Source organism: Lachnospira pectinoschiza (genome assembly GCF_900103815.1).
In the GTDB taxonomy this organism is placed as follows: Bacteria; Bacillota; Clostridia; order Lachnospirales; family Lachnospiraceae; genus Lachnospira; species Lachnospira pectinoschiza_B.
Map to the genome: position 1 here is coordinate 76,425 of NZ_FNHZ01000007.1, position 21,762 is coordinate 98,186.

General features: G+C 34.6%; 18 protein-coding genes. All 18 read left to right on the forward strand.

Annotation, left to right across the window (positions count from 1 at the left end):
• Window positions 1-155: 155 nt before the first annotated feature.
• The 18 genes from BLQ66_RS10060 (at window position 156) to pilM (ending at window position 21,757) form a co-directional block, all read left to right on the forward strand.
• On the forward strand, window positions 156-3,974 hold the full coding sequence (locus tag BLQ66_RS10060) for a hypothetical protein (RefSeq protein WP_074522049.1): 3,819 nt from the start codon (window positions 156-158) through the stop codon (window positions 3,972-3,974).
• Window positions 3,975-4,244: 270 nt separating this feature from the next.
• Entirely contained in the window at window positions 4,245-5,507 is a 1,263-nt protein-coding gene (locus tag BLQ66_RS10065; protein ID WP_074522050.1) for an NAD(P)-dependent oxidoreductase, read from the forward strand.
• A gap of 238 nt (window positions 5,508-5,745) precedes the next feature.
• Complete coding sequence (locus tag BLQ66_RS10070) at window positions 5,746-6,003, forward strand: IreB family regulatory phosphoprotein (RefSeq protein ID WP_027431389.1); 258 nt, start codon at window positions 5,746-5,748, stop codon at window positions 6,001-6,003.
• A gap of 6 nt (window positions 6,004-6,009) precedes the next feature.
• Window positions 6,010-6,459 carry a Holliday junction resolvase RuvX gene (gene ruvX / locus BLQ66_RS10075; protein WP_027431388.1) on the forward strand — a complete coding sequence of 150 codons (450 nt, stop codon included), beginning with the start codon at window positions 6,010-6,012 and terminating at the stop codon, window positions 6,457-6,459.
• 116 nt (window positions 6,460-6,575) lie between these two features.
• Window positions 6,576-6,836 (forward strand): DUF1292 domain-containing protein, encoded by a 261-nt coding sequence (locus BLQ66_RS10080; RefSeq protein ID WP_074522051.1) that lies wholly within the window; start codon window positions 6,576-6,578, stop codon window positions 6,834-6,836.
• 53 nt (window positions 6,837-6,889) lie between these two features.
• Complete coding sequence (locus tag BLQ66_RS10085) at window positions 6,890-8,560, forward strand: ribonuclease J (RefSeq protein WP_074522052.1); 1,671 nt, start codon at window positions 6,890-6,892, stop codon at window positions 8,558-8,560.
• 107 nt (window positions 8,561-8,667) lie between these two features.
• Complete coding sequence (locus tag BLQ66_RS10090; RefSeq protein ID WP_027431385.1) at window positions 8,668-9,015, forward strand: YlbF/YmcA family competence regulator; 348 nt, start codon at window positions 8,668-8,670, stop codon at window positions 9,013-9,015.
• Window positions 9,016-9,057: 42 nt separating this feature from the next.
• Entirely contained in the window at window positions 9,058-9,435 is a 378-nt protein-coding gene (locus tag BLQ66_RS10095) for a hypothetical protein (protein WP_074522053.1), read from the forward strand.
• Between the two features lie 49 nt (window positions 9,436-9,484).
• A complete protein-coding gene (locus BLQ66_RS10100; protein WP_074522054.1) occupies window positions 9,485-10,129 on the forward strand; it encodes an O-methyltransferase in 645 nt (214 codons plus the stop codon).
• Window positions 10,130-10,183: 54 nt separating this feature from the next.
• Window positions 10,184-11,446: a peptidase U32 family protein gene (locus tag BLQ66_RS10105; protein ID WP_074522055.1), complete on the forward strand. Its 1,263-nt coding sequence runs from the start codon at window positions 10,184-10,186 to the stop codon at window positions 11,444-11,446.
• 59 nt (window positions 11,447-11,505) lie between these two features.
• Window positions 11,506-13,314: an aminopeptidase P family protein gene (locus tag BLQ66_RS10110; RefSeq protein WP_074522056.1), complete on the forward strand. Its 1,809-nt coding sequence runs from the start codon at window positions 11,506-11,508 to the stop codon at window positions 13,312-13,314.
• A 6-nt stretch (window positions 13,315-13,320) separates the two neighbouring features.
• On the forward strand, window positions 13,321-14,475 hold the full coding sequence (locus BLQ66_RS10115; protein WP_074522057.1) for a hypothetical protein: 1,155 nt from the start codon (window positions 13,321-13,323) through the stop codon (window positions 14,473-14,475).
• Window positions 14,476-14,693: 218 nt separating this feature from the next.
• Entirely contained in the window at window positions 14,694-16,403 is a 1,710-nt protein-coding gene (locus BLQ66_RS10120) for a GspE/PulE family protein (protein ID WP_074522058.1), read from the forward strand.
• Window positions 16,404-16,419: 16 nt separating this feature from the next.
• Window positions 16,420-17,484 carry a type IV pilus twitching motility protein PilT gene (locus tag BLQ66_RS10125; RefSeq protein WP_074522059.1) on the forward strand — a complete coding sequence of 355 codons (1,065 nt, stop codon included), beginning with the start codon at window positions 16,420-16,422 and terminating at the stop codon, window positions 17,482-17,484.
• Window positions 17,485-17,591: 107 nt separating this feature from the next.
• Complete coding sequence (locus BLQ66_RS10130; RefSeq protein ID WP_074522060.1) at window positions 17,592-18,797, forward strand: type II secretion system F family protein; 1,206 nt, start codon at window positions 17,592-17,594, stop codon at window positions 18,795-18,797.
• 88 nt (window positions 18,798-18,885) lie between these two features.
• Window positions 18,886-19,392, forward strand: coding sequence for a type II secretion system protein (locus tag BLQ66_RS10135; protein ID WP_074522061.1), 507 nt, complete (start codon window positions 18,886-18,888; stop codon window positions 19,390-19,392).
• Window positions 19,393-19,411: 19 nt separating this feature from the next.
• Window positions 19,412-20,176 (forward strand): prepilin peptidase, encoded by a 765-nt coding sequence (locus BLQ66_RS10140; protein WP_074522062.1) that lies wholly within the window; start codon window positions 19,412-19,414, stop codon window positions 20,174-20,176.
• Window positions 20,177-20,185: 9 nt separating this feature from the next.
• Window positions 20,186-21,757 carry a pilus assembly protein PilM gene (gene pilM, locus BLQ66_RS10145; RefSeq protein WP_074522063.1) on the forward strand — a complete coding sequence of 524 codons (1,572 nt, stop codon included), beginning with the start codon at window positions 20,186-20,188 and terminating at the stop codon, window positions 21,755-21,757.
• Window positions 21,758-21,762: the final 5 nt, after the last annotated feature.

Consider the following 21,762-nt stretch of genomic DNA (forward strand, 5'->3'; position numbering starts at 1 on the left):
GTTAGAGAAAATCTAGCCTGTTTTTTCTATCTTTGTATACATGCCCCTTTCTTCCTAAAATTTATTGACTATTTTATTGGAAGAGGTTATTATGAAAGTAGCTTTTTTAAAACATTTTTATAAAAGTTAGTTTATAATGTATGGGAGGTATGCAAATGAAATCTAAAAGTTTGCGTAAAGCATTAGCGCTAGCTATGGCAAATGCCATGATCCTTGGGGTGGTTGGATCAAATTGTAGCTTAACTAGTGCATCGGGGTTACCATCAACTACTGGCCATGATACTTATGTCAATAGTGATGTGTTTTCAGTAATATCAAGTGATAGTTTTGGTACAACAGCACTTGATAGTCCACTTTTTTCAAAAAATATTGGTAGTTATGATATTACTAATCTACAAGTACCAACATTAGCCTATGATGATACAAGCATAGGAGTAGTTTGGGAAAAACCAGAAAACTATGAAAATGTAGCTGATTATCATGTATATATTAATGGGGAATTACAGGAAACAGCTAGGGAAAATTTTAAAGAAAATGCTAAATGGACTTATACTTACATGCAGTCTTTCTACGATTATTATGAGACAGCTTCTGATGTAGATATGGTAGATGTAGATATCCATTCTTTTAGAGCAACAAATTTAAGTCCAGAGACAAGTTATGAAATTAGTGTCGTTGCAATTGATGAGAAAGGCAACGAACTTGGTAATAAGGTTTCTATTAATGCGTCAACAACTAAGACAGCAGAAGTAGTTAATGTCTTAGATTATGGGGTTACATATACAGAAGGTTATACAGAATATAATGATGAAATCAATGCAATTATCGAAGCTAATACTAAGGCTATTCAGGCAGCTATTGATGCAGTTCCTGAAGGTGGTAAATTAGTTATTCCAGATAATGACCAGGGACTTGTATTAGTATCTGGTGCTCTTTGGCTTCATTCTAATATGACTCTTGAACTAGATGGTACTTTATGGGCTTCACCAAATTCAGATCATTTTGAAATTGGTTTCCTTATGTATCCATTTTACACAGACACAAGAGATTGGGGCTTATTAAATGCAGTTTCACAAGATGAGAATGCGCCTCTTGAAAATATTAGAATCACAGGTTCTGGTACTCTTTATGGTAATGGTTGGAAGTATGGTGCTGGCAATACAGTGTATGGAGATGGCTATACATCTAATGCAGGTGATAACACCCAGAATGGAGATCCAGATGTAAAAAATACTCAGAAGGAATATGGCCTTCCAAGATATGTATCTGGAAATAATGCTGCAGTTTATGATTTTGGTATTCAGGCAGCAGATTCTGCTAAGAAGTATTTAGCTAATCTTTATAATGAAGATGGAACAAGAAAGTATTCTGATGAAATAATTAATTCTCTTGCTTCTAAGACAAAGTCTAATAAATGGTCTAAGACTTCTTTAAAGGGAATTATATCAGATCAGGATTTAAAGGATGCATATGCTACAAGAGCTTCTCTTTTAATTATGAGAAATGTAACTAATGTTTATGTAGCAGATATTACAGTAGAAAATCCTTCAAATCACTCAGTAAATATCCTTGATTCAAGAAATATTGCTACAACTAATGTTAAGGTATTCTCATATGATGGAAACAACGGTGATGGCCTTGGTTTTGGTTGCTCACAAAATGTAATTTGCTGGAATAACTTTACAGATACAGGTGATGATAACTTAGGCTTTGGTTCATCTGTAGGTGAAGGCGCAAGAGATTGTGACATTCAGACAAACTCAGAACTTTGGATGTTTAATAACTTCCTTCGTGAAGGTCACGGCGGTCTTGCTGCAGGTTCACATACAGGTAATGGTATTCAGGATGTATTATTTGAAGATACAGTAATGAACCATATTGATATGGCCTTTAGATTTAAATCAGCACCAACTAATGGTGGTTTTGCTGCAAATATTACTATGAGAGATTGTGCTGTAGCTGATACAAATCAGGCATGGGTATTAACAACCTCTTATTCAGACCCTAACTCTGCATCTTCAACAGAGGCAGCAGAAATAGCTGAGTTTTATAACTTCGCAGCTTATAATGTTTCTGTTTATGGAGCAAGCCAGAACACAATTTGCGTTTATGCAGATGTAGATTATGATTCAAATCCACAAAAGCCAGCACATTGTCACCACAATTTATATTTCCAGGATATTACTTTTGGAAATGTAGGTGGATATGGTAAATATAAGAATTACAGTGGTTGGGATACACTTACAGGCTGCGAAAATTCAGTATTTTATAATGTTAAAACAATATCTTATAATAAGAAGGCAGTTTCTAATAAAACAAATGCTGCTTGGACCAATATAAAGTACTGCAAGAATATTATTTTCCAAGGAACAACTCTTGATAGTTTAAACATTAATAGTTCTAATGTGGAAAATGCTATGCAGGCACCAGAGGTAATTGATACAAATATTACAGCTACAAGTGCTAGTGATGGTAAGAGTGTAGATTTATCATGGGCAGCACAAAAAGATAACTATTCTATGACTTATGGCGTAGAAACTTATGTAAATGGCGAAATGGTTGACTTTGTATCAGGTCTATCAGACACAAAGACTACAATTAGTTCTTTAAGTCCTGGAGTTGATTACATTTTCAAAGTATATGTATCAGATAAGACAGGAAACAAGACCTTTATTAATGAAGTAAGCCTAAAGACAGAGGGTGAGGATAGCGAGGAAATTAAAGCTCCAGAATCAACTACTGTTAAGCTTACAAATCCAATTTATACTTGTGCTCAGGCAAGCTTTGCATCTGCTTATACAAGTGATAACAGAGTTAGAGGTTATAAAATCTATGCTAACGGAAATTTAGTAAAGACAATTTATAACTATCAGATTAAAGAATATAAGAAAGGTGATACAGTTTCTCATCAGGTAGGTAGATTAACTCCTGGTATTGAAAATGAGGTCAAAGTAGTAGCATTTACAGATTCCGGCAAGGAATATACTTATGATATTTCAAAGGTTACAACACTTGCTAACTACGATTACAAGGCACCTGTTTTTGCTTCGACTGCAAAGATTAATGCTACAGTAAATAAGGACAATACAATTGATTTAAGCTGGGATGAGGCAGTAGATGATACAGCGGTAGGCGGTTATAGAGTTTACGTAGATGGTGTAGCTGTTTATACAGAGGAATCAACAGATACTTTCAATCCTGTAAATGGTGCCTACACAACTAATAAGACAGAAATTACATTAACAGATGTGGACACAACTAAGGCTCACACAATTACAGTTCAGGCTGGCGATACATGGTGGAAGGCAGCTATGACAATGGGTAACTTTGATAAGATGGCATGCTATAACTGGACAGTAAAGGGCTTAGAAACAACAGTAAAGGCTTACGAAGAGCCAAAAGAGGAGCCAGAAACACCAGAGCCAGGCGAAGAAGCAAGCGAGAATCCTTCAGAAAATCCTTCAGAAGAAGTAGCTGCAGATACAGATATTGTTTATGAAATGCTTACAGGTAGCGAAATCAACTATGTAAATGGTGAAAAGTTAACTCTTCGTAGCGCAGCTGACTTTGCAAAGTTTGTAGGAGTTAAGGTGGATGGTAAGTTAGTTGATAAGGCTAATTACACAGCTTACTCAGGCTCAACAATTATTGAGGTTAACGAAAACTACATGGCAAGCCTTTCTAATGGCAAGCATGATTTTGAAATCCTTTCTAAGGACGGTAGTGCTAAGGCTGTTGTAGTAGTTAATAAGCCTGAAAATGTATCAGATAATAACACAACAGTTTCAAATAATACTGTAGCTGAGGTGGCAGCAGATACAGCTGAGGTGGCAGCAGATTCAAGTGAAGTTACAAATAGCTCAAAAAATACAGCAGACTTAAATAACATGTTAATTTATTTCTTAATGATTCTTGCTTGTGGCACAATTAGTTTTGTGGTTGCAAGAAGAGAATATAAGAATCGTATGAACTAAAAAAATCTTACATACAAAAAACTTCATAAATCTAGAATTTCCGTAGGGATTAATGACTATTAAAATTGCAAAAAAGAGACATTTTTATAGTTAAAATCCCTACGGATTTTTCATCTTAATCAGTTAAATACTTAACACAGTTAAATCCACAAAATATTTAGCGATTTAGTGTACTAAATTTATGCAATTTTAACATTGATATAAAACTTTAATTATGAAAAAATAACCTTACCGTGTGGTAAATGTTGAAATGAATGGAGTTTTAAAGTTATGGCAATCAATGTAGTAGAAGAAGCAAAAAGGTGCTTACAATGTAAAGTGCCAATGTGTAGAAAAGGATGTCCGATTTCTACAAATATTCCAGAGATGAACAGACTCTTTTTGGAGTTTAAAAAGGATGAAGCAGGAAAGATGCTTTTTGAAAATAATCCTCTTTCTGCCATCTGTTCACTTGTCTGTAATCATGAAAAACAGTGTGAAGGTAACTGTGTACTAGGAAGAAAGGGCTCCCCTGTACATGTATCAAGCATTGAGAATTATATATCAGATGCTTATCTTGATCATTTAAATTTACAAAGAGAAGATGATAAGAAGCAGAGAGTTGCTATTATTGGTGGTGGTCCTGCTGGTATTACAATTTCAGTAATTCTTGCACAGCGTGGATATGATGTAACAATTTTTGAATCAAGAGATAAGATCGGTGGCGTTTTAAGATATGGTATTCCAGAATTCAGACTTCCAAAGACAGTTCTTGATAGATATGAAGAAAGATTAAAGAAGTTAGGTATTAAGATTCGTCCTCATACAGTAGTAGGCTATGCCTTAACTATTGATGATCTTGAAAGAGATGGCTATGAGGCAATCTTTATTGGTACTGGTGTTTGGAGACCAAAGAAGCTTGGAATTAAGGGTGAGAGTTTAGGAAATGTACATTTTGCCATTGACTATCTTGCTAACCCAGATGTATATGACTTAGGTAAGAGAGTCGTTATTATTGGTGCCGGTAATTCAGCTATGGATGTGGCAAGAACAGCTACAAGAAAGGGCGTATCTGAAGTTTATGTATTCTGTAGAAGAGGACATGCAGCAGCTTCTGTTCGTGAATTAGAATACGCTGAGGCTGATGGTGTACAGATTCTTTATGGTTATAGACCAGATGAATTTACTGATAGAGGCGTACTATATAAGGTTGCAACAATGGACGAAGAAGACAATGTCTTAGAGATGAGCGAGCAAAAGTTCTTTGAGGCAGACAGCATTGTAGTTGCAGCAAGTCAGGGTGCTATGAACAGAATCGTAAGTACTACAAAGGGTATTGAGACTAACGAGAAGGGCTTATTAAGTACAGATGAGAAGGGTAGCACATCAAGACCTGGTATCTTTAGTGCTGGTGATGTTGTAAATGGCGCTAGAACAGTAGTAGAAGCAGTTAGATATTCTAAGGATGTAGCAGAAGCTATGGATGAATATTTAAAGGCAAAAAGAGAAGAAAAAGAAAATGCTGATGAGGATGAAGAAGTAAAGGCAAGCTAAATATTTGTCTTAACATAGCTCGTTTGAAATATTAGGAGATTTATATAGAGGACCTATGTCTTATCTTAGACATAGGCCCTTGTTTTTTATAAAGACTATATATAGTAGATTTTTTTAAAAATAAAAATGAATATATCCAAGAAATTGTGAAAAATTATCGAAAGATTTCCCTTTAGTACTTGTTAAATAAGTAGATTTATTATATTATTAATACATATATAGGAAGGACGTGATTTATATGGCAGATAATAACACACAATTTTTTAAAACACAGCCTGAAAAGACAATTTCGGTTGAAGGAATTATTGAGCAAGTTTATCTTGCTTTAAAGGAGAAGGGATACAATCCTGTGAATCAAATAGTTGGATACATTATGTCTGGGGACCCAACTTATATTACTAGTCACAACAATGCTAGAAGTTTAATTATGAAAGTAGAACGTGATGAGCTTGTTGAAGAAGTAATCCGCTATTTTATTGAAGGTAAGGGACTTTAGTCTTACATGAGATATTTAGGATTAGATTATGGCAGTAAAACTGTAGGTGTTGCGCTGTCTGACCCTCTTGGTTGGACAGCACAAGCCTTTGAGACAATTACAAGAAAAGAAGAGAATAAGTTAAGAAAGACTTATGCAAGAATAGAGGAAATAATAAAAGAATATGGAGTTACTAAGGTAGTAGTGGGCTTACCTAAGAATATGGACGATACGGAAGGTGAGAGAGCTCTACTAGCAAGAGATTTTGCAAGTAATATCCATAGAAGAACAGGGATAGAAATCGTTATGTGGGACGAGAGATTGACCACAATTGCAGCTGATGAGGTTCTAGAAGAAGCTGGAGTTAAAAAGGAGAACAGAAAGGCTGTTATAGATCAGATAGCAGCAGTTTTTATATTACAAGGTTATCTTGATTTTGAGGCAAAAGAGGCCAAAAAGCAAGATTTCAATAAATAGGATGGCTAATCATGGGGAGTTTTAGCACTGTGATTAGAGTCTTTTTGTGTCTAGATATATGTGAAATATTTAGGCGAATGTATTAGGGTTTAAATTTTTAATTTGGAGAGAGATTTATGGAAAAGATTAGTTTGGTTTCAGAAGATGGAGATAAGATTGAACTCTATGTTCTAGAAGAGACAAGGATTAGTGGAATTAATTACATTTTAGTCACTGAATCAGATGATGAGAATGAAGATGCAGAAGTTTATATCTTAAAAGATACTTCTAAGAGCACAGATGCTGATGCTATTTATGAATACGTGGAAGACGATAGTGAACTTGATGCAGTAGCAAAGGTTTTTAGTGAATTATTAGAAGATGTGGATTTTAGATAATTAACAACGTGAATTTTTAATGAAAGAAATATTTTTTAGTTAAGGAGAGTTATATGAAGAAAGAGGCGAATTCTAGTTTAAAGATAGTGCCTTTAGGTGGTCTTGAACAAATTGGTATGAATATAACTGCGTTTTGCTATGAAGATAGTATTATCGTAGTGGATTGTGGACTTAAATTTCCAGATGATGATATGTTAGGTGTAGATTTAGTTATCCCTGACGTAACATTTTTAAAGGATAATATTGATAAGGTAAAGGGTTTTGTAATCACTCATGGTCATGAAGATCATATTGGTGCTATTCCATACATTTTAAAGGATATTAAGGTTCCTGTTTATGGTACAAAGCTTACAATTGCTTTAATTGAGTCAAAGCTTAAGGAACACAACATGATGAAGGAAGTTAAGAGAAAGGTTGTAAAGTACGGCCAGTCTATTTCTCTTGGAGACTTTAGAGTTGAATTTATTAGAACTAATCATAGTATCGCTGATGCAGCAGCACTTGCTATTTATTCACCAGCAGGTACTGTAGTTCATACAGGCGATTTCAAGGTAGATTATACACCAGTTGATGGTGATCCAATTGATTTACCTAGACTTGGTGAAATTGGTAAGAAGGGTGTACTTGCACTTATGTGTGATTCTACTAATGCCATTAGACCAGGTTTTACAATGTCAGAGCGTACAGTAGGTGCGACTTTTGATAAGATTTTTGCAGATAATAAGAATTCAAGAATTATCATTGCTACATTTGCATCAAATGTAGATAGAGTTCAGCAGATTATTAATACTGCTGTTAAGTACGACCGTAAGGTTTGTGTTGAGGGACGTAGTATGGTTAATATAATCGAGGTAGCACAAGACCTTGAATACCTTAAGTTCCCAGAGGGCACAATTATTGAAACAGAAGAAATGAAGAATTATAATCCTGAGCAGATTGTACTTATTACTACAGGTAGCCAGGGTGAATCAATGGCAGCTCTTTCAAGAATGGCAGCTAACATTCACCGTAAGGTTTCTATTATACCTGGGGACTGTGTTGTATTTTCATCAACACCAATTCCTGGTAATGAGAAGTCTGTATCAAAGGTTATTAATGAATTAGGAATGAAGGGCGCTAAGGTAATCTTCCAGGATACTCACGTTTCAGGACATGCTTGTCAGGAAGAAATCAAGCTTATTTATTCTTTAGTACGTCCTAAGTATTCAATTCCAGTCCATGGTGAATACCGCCACTTAATCGCTCAAAAAGAGCTTGTTATGGGACTAGGATATGATAAGCAGGATGTAATTATTGCTAAGTCTGGTGATATTATTGAATTATCAGAAAAGGAAGCTAAGATTGTTGGTAAGGCACCAGTTGGTGAAGTTATGGTTGATGGTCTTGGCGTTGGTGATATTGGTAATATCGTACTTCGTGATAGACAGAACTTAGCTGAGAACGGTATTATTATTGTAGTATTAACATTTGAGAGAAATTCAGGTCAGTTAATTGCTGGACCAGATATTGTTTCAAGAGGTTTCGTTTATGTACGTGGAGCTGAAGAATTACTTGATGAGGCAAGACTTATTGTTGAAGATTCAGTTCAGAAGTGTATTGATAATAGAATCTCTGACTGGGGCAAGATAAAGAACATTATTAAGGATGACTTATCAGAATTCTTATGGAAGAAAATGAAGAGAAATCCTTTAATTCTTCCAATTATTATGGAAGCTAATTTATAATTAAGACTTAAATAGGCGGCTAGATAAAAGGCCGCCTATTTTTAAAAGAAATCATTTAGGGAAAGTTAGTAGCAATTAGGTTTAAGTATTAATAGAGGTGAGAGACTATGACAGGGGATAAACTTGAAACACTAAAAAAGGAACTAACACAGACTATACTTGAAAGTGATGAGTATAAGGAGTACAAGCGCTTAGAGGCTATTATTAATAGAAACCCAGATTTAAGAAGAAGCGTGGACGAATTTAGAAGAAGAACATTTGAGATAGTTAATAATGATGATATTGAAGATGTCTATACAGCTATGCTAAATCTTAATATTGAGTTTGACAATATGAGAAGACAGGATATAGTTAATAGATATCTAACAGCAGAAATATGTTTTAGTAGCTTAGTAAAAGACATTGTAAAGTCTATTGTTGAGCCAATTGATATGGAACTTGATTTTTTGCGTTAAAACCCTTATTATAGCAAGTGATGGTAAAAAATGGAGGATTTCATGAGCAATAAAAATATTAGACTTATAATAGCAGTGTCAGTTAACGTAATAGTAATTCTTATTGGCGTTTTAATCATCTATAAAGTAGGAACTTATGCTTATACATTAGGCAATAACATATTTAATGAGGTTGCAGTAGATGATAGTTCTAATGCAAGATCTGTAGAAGTTACTATAACATCATCTATGTCTGCTAAGCAGCTTGCTAATTTATTCTACGAAAAAGGCTTAGTAGCTAAGGAGAAGCTTTTCTATTATCAGATTATAGCTTCAGATTATAATGGAGATTGGCTTGATGGAACATATACGCTTACAACAGATATGCTTCCAACAGAGATGCTAGAAACTATTTCAACGGCTAGTACAAGCAGTAATTAGTGTGCAATTAATAATCAATTAAGAATTTAATTTAGAAAGAGGATTATTTATGATAGTCAACGAAAGAATTGTGGCTTATATTAATTCTCTTGATTGTGGTAATTCAGATATTGTTAATACAATTGAAAAAGAAGCGATTGAAACAGGTGTTCCAATCATAAGGAAAGAGATGGGGAATTTACTTAAGGTCTTGCTTTCATTAAAGCAGCCCTTACGTATCTTAGAAGTAGGTACGGCAGTAGGTTACTCATCTATTCTTATGAGTGAGAATATGCCAGAGAATTGTCATATTACTACAATTGAGAATTATGAAAAGAGAATTCCAATAGCTAGGGAAAATTTTAAAAGGGCTAAAAAAGAAGATAAGATAACTTTAATTGAAGGCGATGCCACTCTAGTTTTAAAAGAATTAGAGGGAAGTTATGATTTTATTTTCATGGATGCAGCAAAGGGGCAGTATATTAACTTCCTCGATGACATTTTAAGGTTACTTAGTCCAGGAGGTCTACTAATTTCAGATAACATCCTACAGGAAGGCGAAATTGTAGAATCTCACTTTACAGTGGCAAGAAGAGATAAGACTATACATACAAGAATGAGAGAGTATGTCTATACCCTAACTCATCACAAAGACTTAATTACATCCATTGTTCCAATTGGAGATGGAATTACATTAAGCGTAAAAAGAAGCTAAGACTAGTATTACAGGTATTAGTTATATGTACTAGTTATTTAAGAAAGGATTTATATGAGAAACAGAGTTTATAATGGTAGAAAGCTTGAATTACTTATTCCAGCTAGTAGTTTAGAAGTACTAAAGATTGCAGTTCTTTACGGAGCTGATGCAGTTTATATTGGTGGTGAAGCCTTTGGTCTTAGAGCTAATGCTAAGAACTTCTCAGCAGATGATATGAGAGAAGGTATTAAGTTTGCCCATGAAAGAGATGTTAAGGTTTATGTTACAGCTAATATTTTAGCTCATAACTATGACTTAGAAGGAGCAAGACAGTATTTTGAAGAGCTTAAGGAAATCGGTCCTGATGCTTTAATTATTTCTGACCCTGGTATGTTTACAATTGCTAAGGAAGTATGTCCTGAAATTGATATTCATATTTCAACTCAGGCTAATAACACTAACTATTTAACATATAACTTCTGGTGGAAGCAGGGTGCAACAAGAGTTGTATCAGCTAGAGAATTAAGCCTTGCAGAAATCAAGGAAATCAGAGAGCATATTCCAGAGGAAATGGAAATTGAAAGTTTCATGCATGGTGCTATGTGTATTTCATATTCTGGTAGATGTTTACTTTCTAACTATATGGCAGGTAGAGATGCTAATAGAGGTGCTTGTACACACCCTTGCAGATGGAAGTACTCAATTGTTGAAGAGAACAGACCAGGTGAATATATGCCAGTATTTGAGAATGAAAGAGGAACATACATTTTCAACTCAAAGGATCTTAACATGATTGAACATATCCCAGAGATGGTAAGTTCAGGTATTGATTCCTTTAAGATTGAGGGCCGTATGAAGACAGCTCTTTACGTAGCAACAGTTGCAAGAACTTATAGCCTTGCTATTGATGATTTTTTAGAGGATCCAAAGAAGTATGAGGCTAGAATTCCATTTTACAAGGAAGAAATTGGAAAATGTACTTACAGACAGTTCACAACTGGCTTCTTCTTTAATAAGCCGACAGAAGAAACTCAGATTTATGATAGCAATACTTATGTTACAGAATATAAGTATCTTGGTATTGTAGGTAAGAAGAATGAAGAGGGCTTATATAATATTGAACAGCGTAATAAGTTCTCAGTAGGTGAAACTATTGAGGTTATGAGACCTAATGGAGATAATATTCCAGTAGTAGTTAAAAGAATTGTAGATGAATTTGGACATGATATGGAAAGCTGTCCACATCCAAAGCAGCAGTTATTTATCGACTTAGGAATCGAACTTAATGAGTTTGATATTTTAAGAAGAAAAGAAGGAAATAAAGAAATGGCTTAACATATTCCTTTCTAGTGTTAAAATAGCTAGTGAATACATTTATGAAGGAAGGTTTACTTATGTCGAAGGTAGAAACAATTAAAGAGAGATTGGCTTCTGTTAGAGAAACTATGGCTAAGACAGGGGTTGATATTTATCTCGTATTAACAAATGATTACCATATCTCAGAATATTCAGGTGATTATTTTAAGGAAAGAGAATTCATAACAGGCTTTACAGGTTCAGCAGGAACAGCTGTTATCTTAAAGGATGAGGCTAAGTTATTTACAGATGGTAGATACTATGTTCAGGCTGCTAAAGAAATTGAGGGAACAGGCTTTGAACTTATGAAGGATGGTTCTAGTGGTGTTCCAACTTTATCAGAATATGTAGCTTCTAAGTTAGAAGAAGGTATGTGCCTAGGCTTTGATGGTAGAACAGTAGATGCTAGATTAGGCCTTAAGTTAGCAGATATTGTAAAGAATAAGAAGGCAAGTTTTAACTTAACCTTTGATGCTATTGCTGATATCTTTACTGATAGAGCAGCATTCCCAGAAAGCAAGGCTTTTTATCTTGATGAGAAGTATTGTGGAACAACAATTAATGAGAAACTTGCTATGCTAAGAGAAAGCCTTAAGAAGGCTAATGCAGATTCTAATATTATTGCTAGTCTAGATGATGTTTGCTGGTTATTTAATATTAGAGGTAACGACGTTTGGTGTAATCCAGTAATTATGTCTTATGCTTATGTAAGCATGGATAAGGCTATTCTCTATACAGATGGCGATAGATTTAATGAAGAAATCCTAGCAAGATTTAAGGAAGCTAATGTAGAAATCCGTCCATACGAAGCAGTTTATACAGATGCAGCTAATATCTCAGGTCGCGTAATAGTAGATACTAAGAGAGTTAATATGCGTCTTTATAACATTTGCATGGATAATAAGAACTTAAACTGCGTGCTTTCTGAAAACCCAACAGTTTTACTTAAGGCAATTAAGAATGAGACAGAAATTAAGAACTTAAAGGATGTTCACCTTGAAGATGGTGCGGCCCTTACAAAGTTTATCTTCTGGACAAAGAAGCAGGTTAAGGAAGGAAAGCAGATTACTGAGGCAGATGCAGCAGAGTATCTTGATTCTTTAAGAGCTAAGATTAGTGATTATATTGAACTTAGTTTTGATACAATTTCAGCAACAGGTCCTAATGGCGCTATGATGCATTATCACGCAACTAAGGAGAATGCAGATATCTTAAAGCCAGAGGGAATGTTACTTGTAGATTCAGGCGGACAGTATTTAAGAGGTACAACAGATGTAACAAGAACATTTGCCCTTGGCCCTGTAACTGATGAAATGAAGAAGTGCTTTACACTTACGCTTAAAGGTATGTTAGCACTTGCTAATGCTAGATTCCTACATGGCTGTAACGGTTTTAGCCTTGATATCCTTGCTCGTGGCCCATTATGGGATGAGGGCATTGATTATAGATGTGGAACAGGTCATGGCGTTGGCTATTTACTTAATGTTCACGAGGCACCTAACGGCTTTAGATGGAAGCACATCCCAGGTGTTAATGATTTAGCAGTACTTGAGCCTGGCATGGTTACATCAGATGAACCTGGTGTTTACGAAGAAGGCAAGTTTGGTATACGTATTGAAAATGAAATCGTATGCAAGAAGGATTACGAGAACGAATATGGTACATTCTTAAGCTTTGATATGCTTACAATGGCACCAATCGATTTAGAGCTTGTAGATCCAAAGTATTTAGAAGCAGTTGATATTAAGCGACTTAATGCTTACCATGAAGAAGTTTATAATAACTTAAAGGACTTCTTTACAGGTGAAGAATTAGAAGAGCTTAAAGCGGCAACGAAAGCGATTTAATTAATTATGAAAGAATTTATTAGTAAGAAAAGAGAGAATAAAGACTTAAAGGAAATGAAAAGAGTGGTACCTGGAAAGGTAATTGCTTTAGTATTTATTGCACTTATAGCTGTAGTTATGATTATTGGATTTATTATTTATAATAATAGATTTGATGTTAGAGATTACATATCTGTTAGTTATGTGGGAGCAAATGATTATGCAAGCCCAGAATTTAGCGTAGATAAAGAAGGTCTTAAAAATGCCCTTATAGGAGATAAGACAGATGCTAATGTATTATCTGCAATTAATAGTTTAGTTAATTCCATTGAGGTTAGCTCAGATGCCACAGACCTATCAAATGGGGATAAGATAGAGGTTTATATAAACTATGACAGTTCCTATGAAGATGCTGCTGGGGTTAAATTAAATCTTACAAAGTATAGTCTTAGGGTAGATGGAATATCTTCCGGCACTAAGATATCTTTATTTGATAATATTGAAGTAACATTTCAGGGCATAAGTCCAGAGGCTACTGTTTTAATTACTAATAATGCTAGTGACGAATATTTACAAAGCTTAACATTTACAGCAGATAAAACTACTAACATTTCCTTTGGTGATACAGTTATAGTAAGCTGTGATCAAAGCTATGAAGATATAGCAAGACATGGCTATTTAGTAGATAGCTTAGAAGCTAGTTATACAGCTGATAAGCTAGGAGAATATATCAATGGCGTTGAAGATATTGATATTAGTGTAATTAATGAAATTGTAGAAGAGGCTAAGAGTGCTATTACTACAGAGACTAATGATACAACCTTTAGAATGCTTTATAAGGCCAGTGGAAACAAGGACTATTTAAAGCAGGCTAATGCAGAAACTGCTACAGATATTGCTTTAGTTTCAAAGTATCTATTAGCTAATGGAACTAATGGCAGCGATTACAATAATGTAATAATACTTTTATTTAGCGCTAAGATTTCAAATCAGGAATCAAGCGAAACGGTTTATTTTGCATTTTCATATTACAACAGTTACATAAGCGTTGATAATCAGTTTGACGTAGTTAGAAATCTATCTACTGAGAATTACGAAGTAAGCACAAATCTTGATTCTTTGGTTAATAGCCTTATTAACTCACAAAAGGAAAGATATACTGTTTATGAGTTAAGCAATTAATAATTAGAAATCATATTAAAAAATATATTAGAAACACTTCTAGGGATTATCCTAAATTAGGATTTTCTCTGGAAGTGTTTTTTATTATTTTAGGGTTTTGACTGCTAGCTTTAGCCCATGCTTTCTTGACTTTACTAGGCTTCAATGCTATGCTTTAATTAAAAGTTTGGTAGAATTTAATATAACAATAATCTATATTTTTCATATGGAGGCTGCTAATGAATTATAGAAAAAAAGTAAAGTTAGGCAGTTTATTAGTGTCTAAAAATGTAATTAGCAATGAGCAGTTAGACTCAGCCCTAAAGGAACAAAGGCAGAGAGGTTTAATGCTAGGTGAGACCATTGTGGCCCTTGGCTTTGCTAGTCAAAGCCAGATAAATGAGGCTTTGTGTGAAAGTCTAGGCATTGAATTTGTAGATATGAGAGCGGTAGAGGTGCCAGAAGAGATTCTAAATCTTTTAGATGATACATTTATGAGAAAGAATCTTTTAGTGCCCCTAGGCTTTAGACAGGATGAGGGTGGCAGTTTAAAGGTTGCCATGGCAGATCCAACTAATATTTATGCCATGGATGATGTAAATATTATTACAGGTAAGCAGGTTATTCCTTATCTTGCAGATGGCAATGCCATTAAGGCCTTTCTTGATAGAGTTATTAGTTCTAAGGAAGCTCAAAATATTATTGATAAATATAAAAAAGAGCAGGAAAACGCCATTAGTAAGGAAGAAGAGGATAGGGAAAGAGACAGACAGGCAAATATTGAGTCTGCCCCTATTGTTGTGCTTATAAATAACCTAATTGAGGCAGCAGTTAGAAACAGAGCCTCAGATATTCATATTGAACCCTTTAAGGATAATATAAGGGTTCGATATAGAATTGATGGTAGTTTAAGGGAAGTATTAAGCTATGAGTCTAGTTTATATGGTGCCATTATTACTAGAATTAAGATTATTTCTGGTATGGATATTTCTGAAAAAAGAAAGCCTCAAGATGGCAGAATCACTATAAATGTAGATGATAAGGAATACGATATTAGAGTTTCAGGTCTTCCAACTATTTATGGAGAAAAGTTTGTAATGAGAATTGCAGCGAAGGAAGGCTTTAATAAAGAGGCTTCAGAGCTTGGATTTTCTGAGCGTGACCTAAAGGTTTTTAATGACATTTTAAAAAATCCTCATGGAATCATCCTAGTTACAGGCCCTACAGGTTCAGGTAAGTCTACAACCCTTTATACAGCCCTTTCAAGTTTGAATAAAAAGGACGTAAATATTATTACTGTTGAGGACCCAGTAGAGGCAAATATTGATGGGGTAAATCAGGTGCAGGTAAATACAAAAGCAAATTTAACCTTTGCCAATGCCCTAAGATCAATCCTAAGACAGGATCCAGATATAATTATGATTGGTGAAATTAGAGATTCAGAAACTGCCAAGATTGCAGTTAGAGCCTCTATTACAGGACATTTAGTAGTATCTACACTGCATACTAATTCTACAGCCGCAACGGTTGCTAGACTAGAAGATATGGGCGTTGAAAACTACATGATTGCAGATTCTGTGGTGGGAATTATTGCCCAAAGACTAGTAAGAAAGCTATGTAGCTGTAAACAAGAGCGACAGGCAACAGATTCTGAGAAAAAGCTTCTAGGAAAGTCTTTAGAAGAGGATGTAAAAATCTATGAGCCCGTGGGCTGTAAACTTTGTAATGGCACAGGCTATTATGGCCGAACAGCTATTTATGAAATTATGAAGATTACACCTGCTATAAAGAAGCTTATTATTGAAAATGCGGGCGCAGACAGGATTTTAGAAGAGGCCAAAAAAGAAGGCATGCTAAGCTTAAAGGATTCTGCAAGTCTTTCAGTGCTTGAGGGGGTAAGCTCTATGGCAGAAATGATTAAGGCAACTTATGAGACAGAGGATTATTAAATTATAGAGGTGGATTATGGTTACTGTTGAACAGTTACTTATGCTTGCTAAGGAGAAAAAGGCTTCTGATGTACATATAACAGTAGGTCTTCCTCCAAAGGTAAGAATTAATGGAGAGTTAGTAAATCTTGATTATCCAAGACTTTCCCCTGAGGATTGTCAAAAGTTAATTGAGGAAATAATGGATGATAGGCAGTGGGAGATTTTTAAAGAGGAAGGCGAGGCGGATTTCTCTTTCTCAATCCCAAGAGTTGGTCGTTTTAGAGTAAATGTATATAGGCAGAGAGGTTCTGTTGCTTGTTCTATGCGTATTGTGGGTACTGAAATTCCAAAGCCAGAAAAGCTAGGTCTACCTAGGTCTGTAATAGATTTATATGATAAAAAAAGAGGCCTTGTACTAGTTACTGGTCCTACAGGTTCAGGTAAATCAACAACTCTTGCATCTATTATTGATAAGATAAATGATGAGAGAAATGCCCATGTTATTACACTAGAGGACCCGATTGAATATTTGCATAGTCATAGAAAGGCTATGATTAATCAGAGGGAAATTGGCATTGATACAGCAAATTACGCCAAGGCCCTACGTGCTGCCCTAAGAGAAGATCCAGATGTAATACTTGTTGGAGAAATGAGAGACTTAGAGACAATTTCAACAGCTATAACTGCCGCTGAAACAGGACATTTAGTGTTCTCAACTCTTCATACCATTGGAGCCGCAGCAACCATTGATAGAATTATAGATGTATTTCCACCACATCAACAACAGCAAATAAGAATTCAGCTAGCAGTGGTTTTAGAGGCCATTATATCTCAACAATTAGTGCCAACAATTGATAAATTAGGACGTGTGGCAGCTTTTGAGGTAATGCATGCTAATTTAGCTATTAAAAATCTAGTTAGAGAAGGCAAGACCCATCAAATTGAGGGCATTATGCAAACCTATAAAAAGGATGGCATGATTACCATGGATGATGCCTTATTTGACCTTTATATAAGGGGAGAGATAAGTGCTGAATCGGCTCTTAGTTTTTCACAGGATATGGCCTATTTAGATAGGAAAATAAATAATTTATATTAGTATTTATAGTTGTTTAAATTGTTGAATAGGAGCAATACATTTGCTATAATGAGTATAGGTACGGATAAGTTTGCGTGAAGCATGACAAGTGAATATGAGAGGTGAGTATGGAGACATATTTATATCAAGCCATAACCTCAGAGGGTATAGAAAAGAAAGGTTCTATAAAAGCGGAGAATGAAAGAGAGGCACAATTAAGGATTAGAGAAACTGGATTAATTCCTATTTCCGTATCAAGACAGAATTTTCTCAATAAAGATATAGAGCTTTCATTTTTAAAGGGGAAAGTTAAACAAAGGGATATGGCGGTTTTTTGCCGACAGTTTTCTAGCATTATAAAAGCTGGAATATCTATTGTTAGCGCACTTGAGATGTTAGAGGAACAAACAGAGGACTCTAGTTTAAAAGAGGGAATTAAAAGAGCTAGAGCAGGGGTAGAAAAGGGCGAGTCACTTGCAGACTCCCTAAGAGAAGATAAGATTTTTCCAAGTATTCTAATTGAAATGATTAAGGCTGGTGAGAGTTCAGGCAGCCTAGAAAAGTCTCTTGATAGAATGGCGATTCAATTTGAAAAAGAGGCAAAACTAAAGGGAATTATAAAAAAGGCAATGATGTATCCTATTGTTTTATTAATCGTAATGATAGGCATTTTAGTGGTTATGCTAACCTTTGTAATTCCAAACTTTGTGACCATGTTTGAAGACTTAAATACAAGCCTTCCAACTTCCACAAGGTTAATCATAGGACTTAGTGATTTATTTAGAAACTATTGGTTACTATTAGTTGTATTGGTAGCCTTTCTCATATTTTTATACAAAATCTATAAAGCTAGTGATGGTGGCAGACACAAAATAGACGGATTTAAATTAAAGCTTCCAATCTTTGGAAAGTTAGCTGTTAAAACCGCATGTGCTTCCATTTCAAGAACACTTGCAACCCTTATACAATCAGGTATGCCACTGATTTCGGCCCTAGATATAACGGCCCAGACCATGCCAAACATTCACTATAAGGATGCATTAATAAAAATGAAGGGCGGAGTAGCACTAGGTATTCCCCTTTCATCACAAATGAAAACAATGGATATTTTTCCAGCTATGCTAACACATATGGTGGGCATAGGAGAGCAGACGGGTAACATGGAGGAAATGCTTTCTAATAGTGCAAATTACTACGAGGAAGAGGTTGAAATTACAACCACAAGTCTTACAGCATTATTAGAACCAGTTATTATAATTATCATGGCGCTTTTAGTAATACTACTAATTGCAGCAATTTATCAGCCAATGATTCAATTATATAATAGCATTTAGAAAGCGATGAAAAGCATCGCAACAAAGAACAAGTGTGTTATAAACTTAGGAATTAAGTTTATATAAAAACTAAAAAAGGAGAACGAAAATGGTTAGATCACAGAAAAAGTTAGGAAACAAGGGTTTTTCATTGGTTGAATTAATAGTAGTTATTGCTATTATGGTTGTTTTAGTTGGCGTTCTAGCACCTACACTTTTAAGAAGTGTGGAAAGATCTAGAGAATCAACAGATTTACAGACGCTTGATTCAATCAGAGAAGCAGTTGTTGTGGCAATGGCAGATGAAGCAATTGAAAATGAAGTTGCAGACGGTGCCATTATTGACCTAGGCTCAGGGGATAGCGCAGATTTAGAGGGAACAAGTTTATCTAATTATTCTTCACTTCAACAGGAACTTCAGGCAACACTTACATCAAGCATTACAATGAAGTCATCAAAGGCAAAGTCAGGCAATATCTATATTGTTATTGCAGATAATGGCTCAGTATGTGTAATGGTTGCAACAACAGCACCTACATCAACAACACAGTTACCAGCAGATACTGATGCAGTAGCTTGTGCTAGAGTTACAGACACATACTTTATTGTAAAGTAGAGTAAAGGACTTAATTAAAATGCAACAAGAAATTTACCTGTATATTATAATTTTTATTTACGGCTTAGTAATTGGCAGTTTCATAAATGTATTAATTTATCGACTACCAAAGAAAGAAGATATTATAATTAAAGCTTCAAGTTGCACTAATTGTGGCCATAGATTACAGTGGTACGACCTCGTACCACTGTTAAGCTACATATGTTTACGAGGCCGTTGTAGATATTGTGGCAAGAAAATAAGCCTACAGTATCCAATTATTGAATTAGTTAATGCATTATTATACCTAGTTATATTTTTAAGATTTGGATTTGGAATTTATGGAGTTTTAGTTAGTTTATTTAGCTCCATTTTACTTGCAATAGCAGTTATAGATTATAAAAGCTATATTATTTATGATGGCTTAAATATAGTCTTATTAGTTATAGCCATTATTAACGCAATTATAAGCATAAATTTAGCTGATAAATTTTTAGGCTTTATAGGAGTTAGTGGCGTTATGTATTTACTAGTTGTAATTTTTAGACATTTTAAAAACATAGACGTCTTTGGAGGAGGAGATATAAAGCTTATGGCAGCCGCAGGACTTTTCTTAGGACTAAAAGAAACAGTTCTGGCTTTTTTTATTGCATGTATTTTAGGAAGTGTAATACATACTATTAGAATGAAACTGACAAATGAAGGACATATATTGGCTTTTGGACCTTATTTATGTTTAGGAATATATATTTCTATTCTATTTGGAAAGGAAATAGTAGCCGCCTATTTAGGCCTATTTATATAAGGAGGGCATATGGCATTTGTGAAAGTTAAAGGAAAACTAATTAGTGCAGTCCTAAATAATGAATTCATAAAGATGATGGAGGTATCACTAGTAGGTAAGCAAATCCATGTTTACAGAGCTGTGACCATTGAAACACCTAAGGACTGCGTAAATGATGGCATATTAACTGATCTTGATAAAATAGCTAAGGCTATGCAAAATGCCATGCTTGAAAAGGGCTTTGAATCTAGCAATATCTGCTTTTCTGTAAGCTCTACAAAGATTGCTACAAAAGAAATAGTTATACCAAATTTGCCAAAGAATAAGATTGCAAAACTTGTAGAGGCAAATGCATCTGAATATTTTCCAGTTAATATTAGTGATTACATAGTTGAATATTCTATAGTAGATAGATTTAATGAGAATGGGGCTAGTAAGTTAAAACTTATGCTTGCAGCCCTTAATTTGGATACGGCAAAAAGCTACTATGAGCTTGCTAAAAAGCTTGGCCTTAATCTATCTTTCATAGATTATACAGGTAACTCTGCCTATCAGTTAGTTAAACACCAGATTAATAGCGATTGTAATTTAGTTGTGGAGATTGAAAATGATGGCACCGTAGTTAACATTTTCAAAAATAATGTCCTAAAATTACAAAGAATAGTTCCTTATGGAAAGTCCCTTTTAGTGGACGCAGTTATGGAAGAATTTGACCTAAGCTATGAGGCAGCCCTACTTAAACTGCAAAATGAAGAACTGCTTCAAAGTGAATTTGATGGGGATACAATTACAGAATCTCTACGCTATTTAATTGGAAATATTAATAGAATCATGGATTATTACAGCTCAAGAAATAAGGGAGATGAAATTGCAAAGGCCTATGTTTTAGGTAATGCCATTACTATTAAGGGCTTTAACGAGCTTTTATCTAACGAGATTAAAAAGGAAGTTACAAATCTTGTGGATTTAAATAATGTAATATGTGATAAGAAGACAGCTTTTGAAAAAAGAAGACTTAATTCTTATTTAAATAACCTAGGTGCTTTAATTGAACCGGTAAATTTTATTCCAAAAGATATTGAAAAAGAAATAGTACTAAGGGATGAATTAAAGCCTTTTAAGTTAGTTTTAGGCCTGTCAATTATTGTGACGGCGGTTTTGATTATATATCCTCTAACAAAGAATTTCTATCTTGTACAAAAGGAGAAAAATCTTAATAAGTCCATAAGTCAAAAGAGTGAAATAAATGAAATTGTAAATGAATATTATGATGCTAAGGATGCCTATCTAGATGCTAAGGCCTTTAAGAATTTGACAGTTAGTAGTGATGATGAATTAGAAAAGCTAGTTAGCATTTTAGAAAAAAATTTACCAGCAGATGTTGTTATAAAAAATATGACTGTATCTAATGGCTATGTAACTATATCAGCAACAGCAAGTTCAAAGCTATCTATTGCAGCAATGATTACACAACTAACTAATACTTCTGGTATTAGCAATGTGGAATTGCCAAGCATACAGGAAAGTAAAAACAGCTTAGAGACAATAGTACTTTCCTTTAGTGTAAGCTTTAACTTTAGCGACCTTAGTGATGAGTCTTAGATAGA

Bases quoted from the DNA above. Each gene is read 5' to 3' on its own strand.
- BLQ66_RS10060 (WP_074522049.1), top strand. From the start codon at position 156: ATGAAATCTAAAAGTTTGCGTAAAGCATTAGCGCTAGCTATGGCAAAT.
- BLQ66_RS10065 (WP_074522050.1), top strand. From the start codon at position 4,245: ATGGCAATCAATGTAGTAGAAGAAGCAAAAAGGTGCTTACAATGTAAA.
- BLQ66_RS10070 (WP_027431389.1), top strand. From the start codon at position 5,746: ATGGCAGATAATAACACACAATTTTTTAAAACACAGCCTGAAAAGACA.
- ruvX (WP_027431388.1), top strand. From the start codon at position 6,010: ATGAGATATTTAGGATTAGATTATGGCAGTAAAACTGTAGGTGTTGCG.
- BLQ66_RS10080 (WP_074522051.1), top strand. From the start codon at position 6,576: ATGGAAAAGATTAGTTTGGTTTCAGAAGATGGAGATAAGATTGAACTC.
- BLQ66_RS10085 (WP_074522052.1), top strand. From the start codon at position 6,890: ATGAAGAAAGAGGCGAATTCTAGTTTAAAGATAGTGCCTTTAGGTGGT.
- BLQ66_RS10090 (WP_027431385.1), top strand. From the start codon at position 8,668: ATGACAGGGGATAAACTTGAAACACTAAAAAAGGAACTAACACAGACT.
- BLQ66_RS10095 (WP_074522053.1), top strand. From the start codon at position 9,058: ATGAGCAATAAAAATATTAGACTTATAATAGCAGTGTCAGTTAACGTA.
- BLQ66_RS10100 (WP_074522054.1), top strand. From the start codon at position 9,485: ATGATAGTCAACGAAAGAATTGTGGCTTATATTAATTCTCTTGATTGT.
- BLQ66_RS10105 (WP_074522055.1), top strand. From the start codon at position 10,184: ATGAGAAACAGAGTTTATAATGGTAGAAAGCTTGAATTACTTATTCCA.
- BLQ66_RS10110 (WP_074522056.1), top strand. From the start codon at position 11,506: ATGTCGAAGGTAGAAACAATTAAAGAGAGATTGGCTTCTGTTAGAGAA.
- BLQ66_RS10115 (WP_074522057.1), top strand. From the start codon at position 13,321: ATGAAAGAATTTATTAGTAAGAAAAGAGAGAATAAAGACTTAAAGGAA.
- BLQ66_RS10120 (WP_074522058.1), top strand. From the start codon at position 14,694: ATGAATTATAGAAAAAAAGTAAAGTTAGGCAGTTTATTAGTGTCTAAA.
- BLQ66_RS10125 (WP_074522059.1), top strand. From the start codon at position 16,420: ATGGTTACTGTTGAACAGTTACTTATGCTTGCTAAGGAGAAAAAGGCT.
- BLQ66_RS10130 (WP_074522060.1), top strand. From the start codon at position 17,592: ATGGAGACATATTTATATCAAGCCATAACCTCAGAGGGTATAGAAAAG.
- BLQ66_RS10135 (WP_074522061.1), top strand. From the start codon at position 18,886: ATGGTTAGATCACAGAAAAAGTTAGGAAACAAGGGTTTTTCATTGGTT.
- BLQ66_RS10140 (WP_074522062.1), top strand. From the start codon at position 19,412: ATGCAACAAGAAATTTACCTGTATATTATAATTTTTATTTACGGCTTA.
- pilM (WP_074522063.1), top strand. From the start codon at position 20,186: ATGGCATTTGTGAAAGTTAAAGGAAAACTAATTAGTGCAGTCCTAAAT.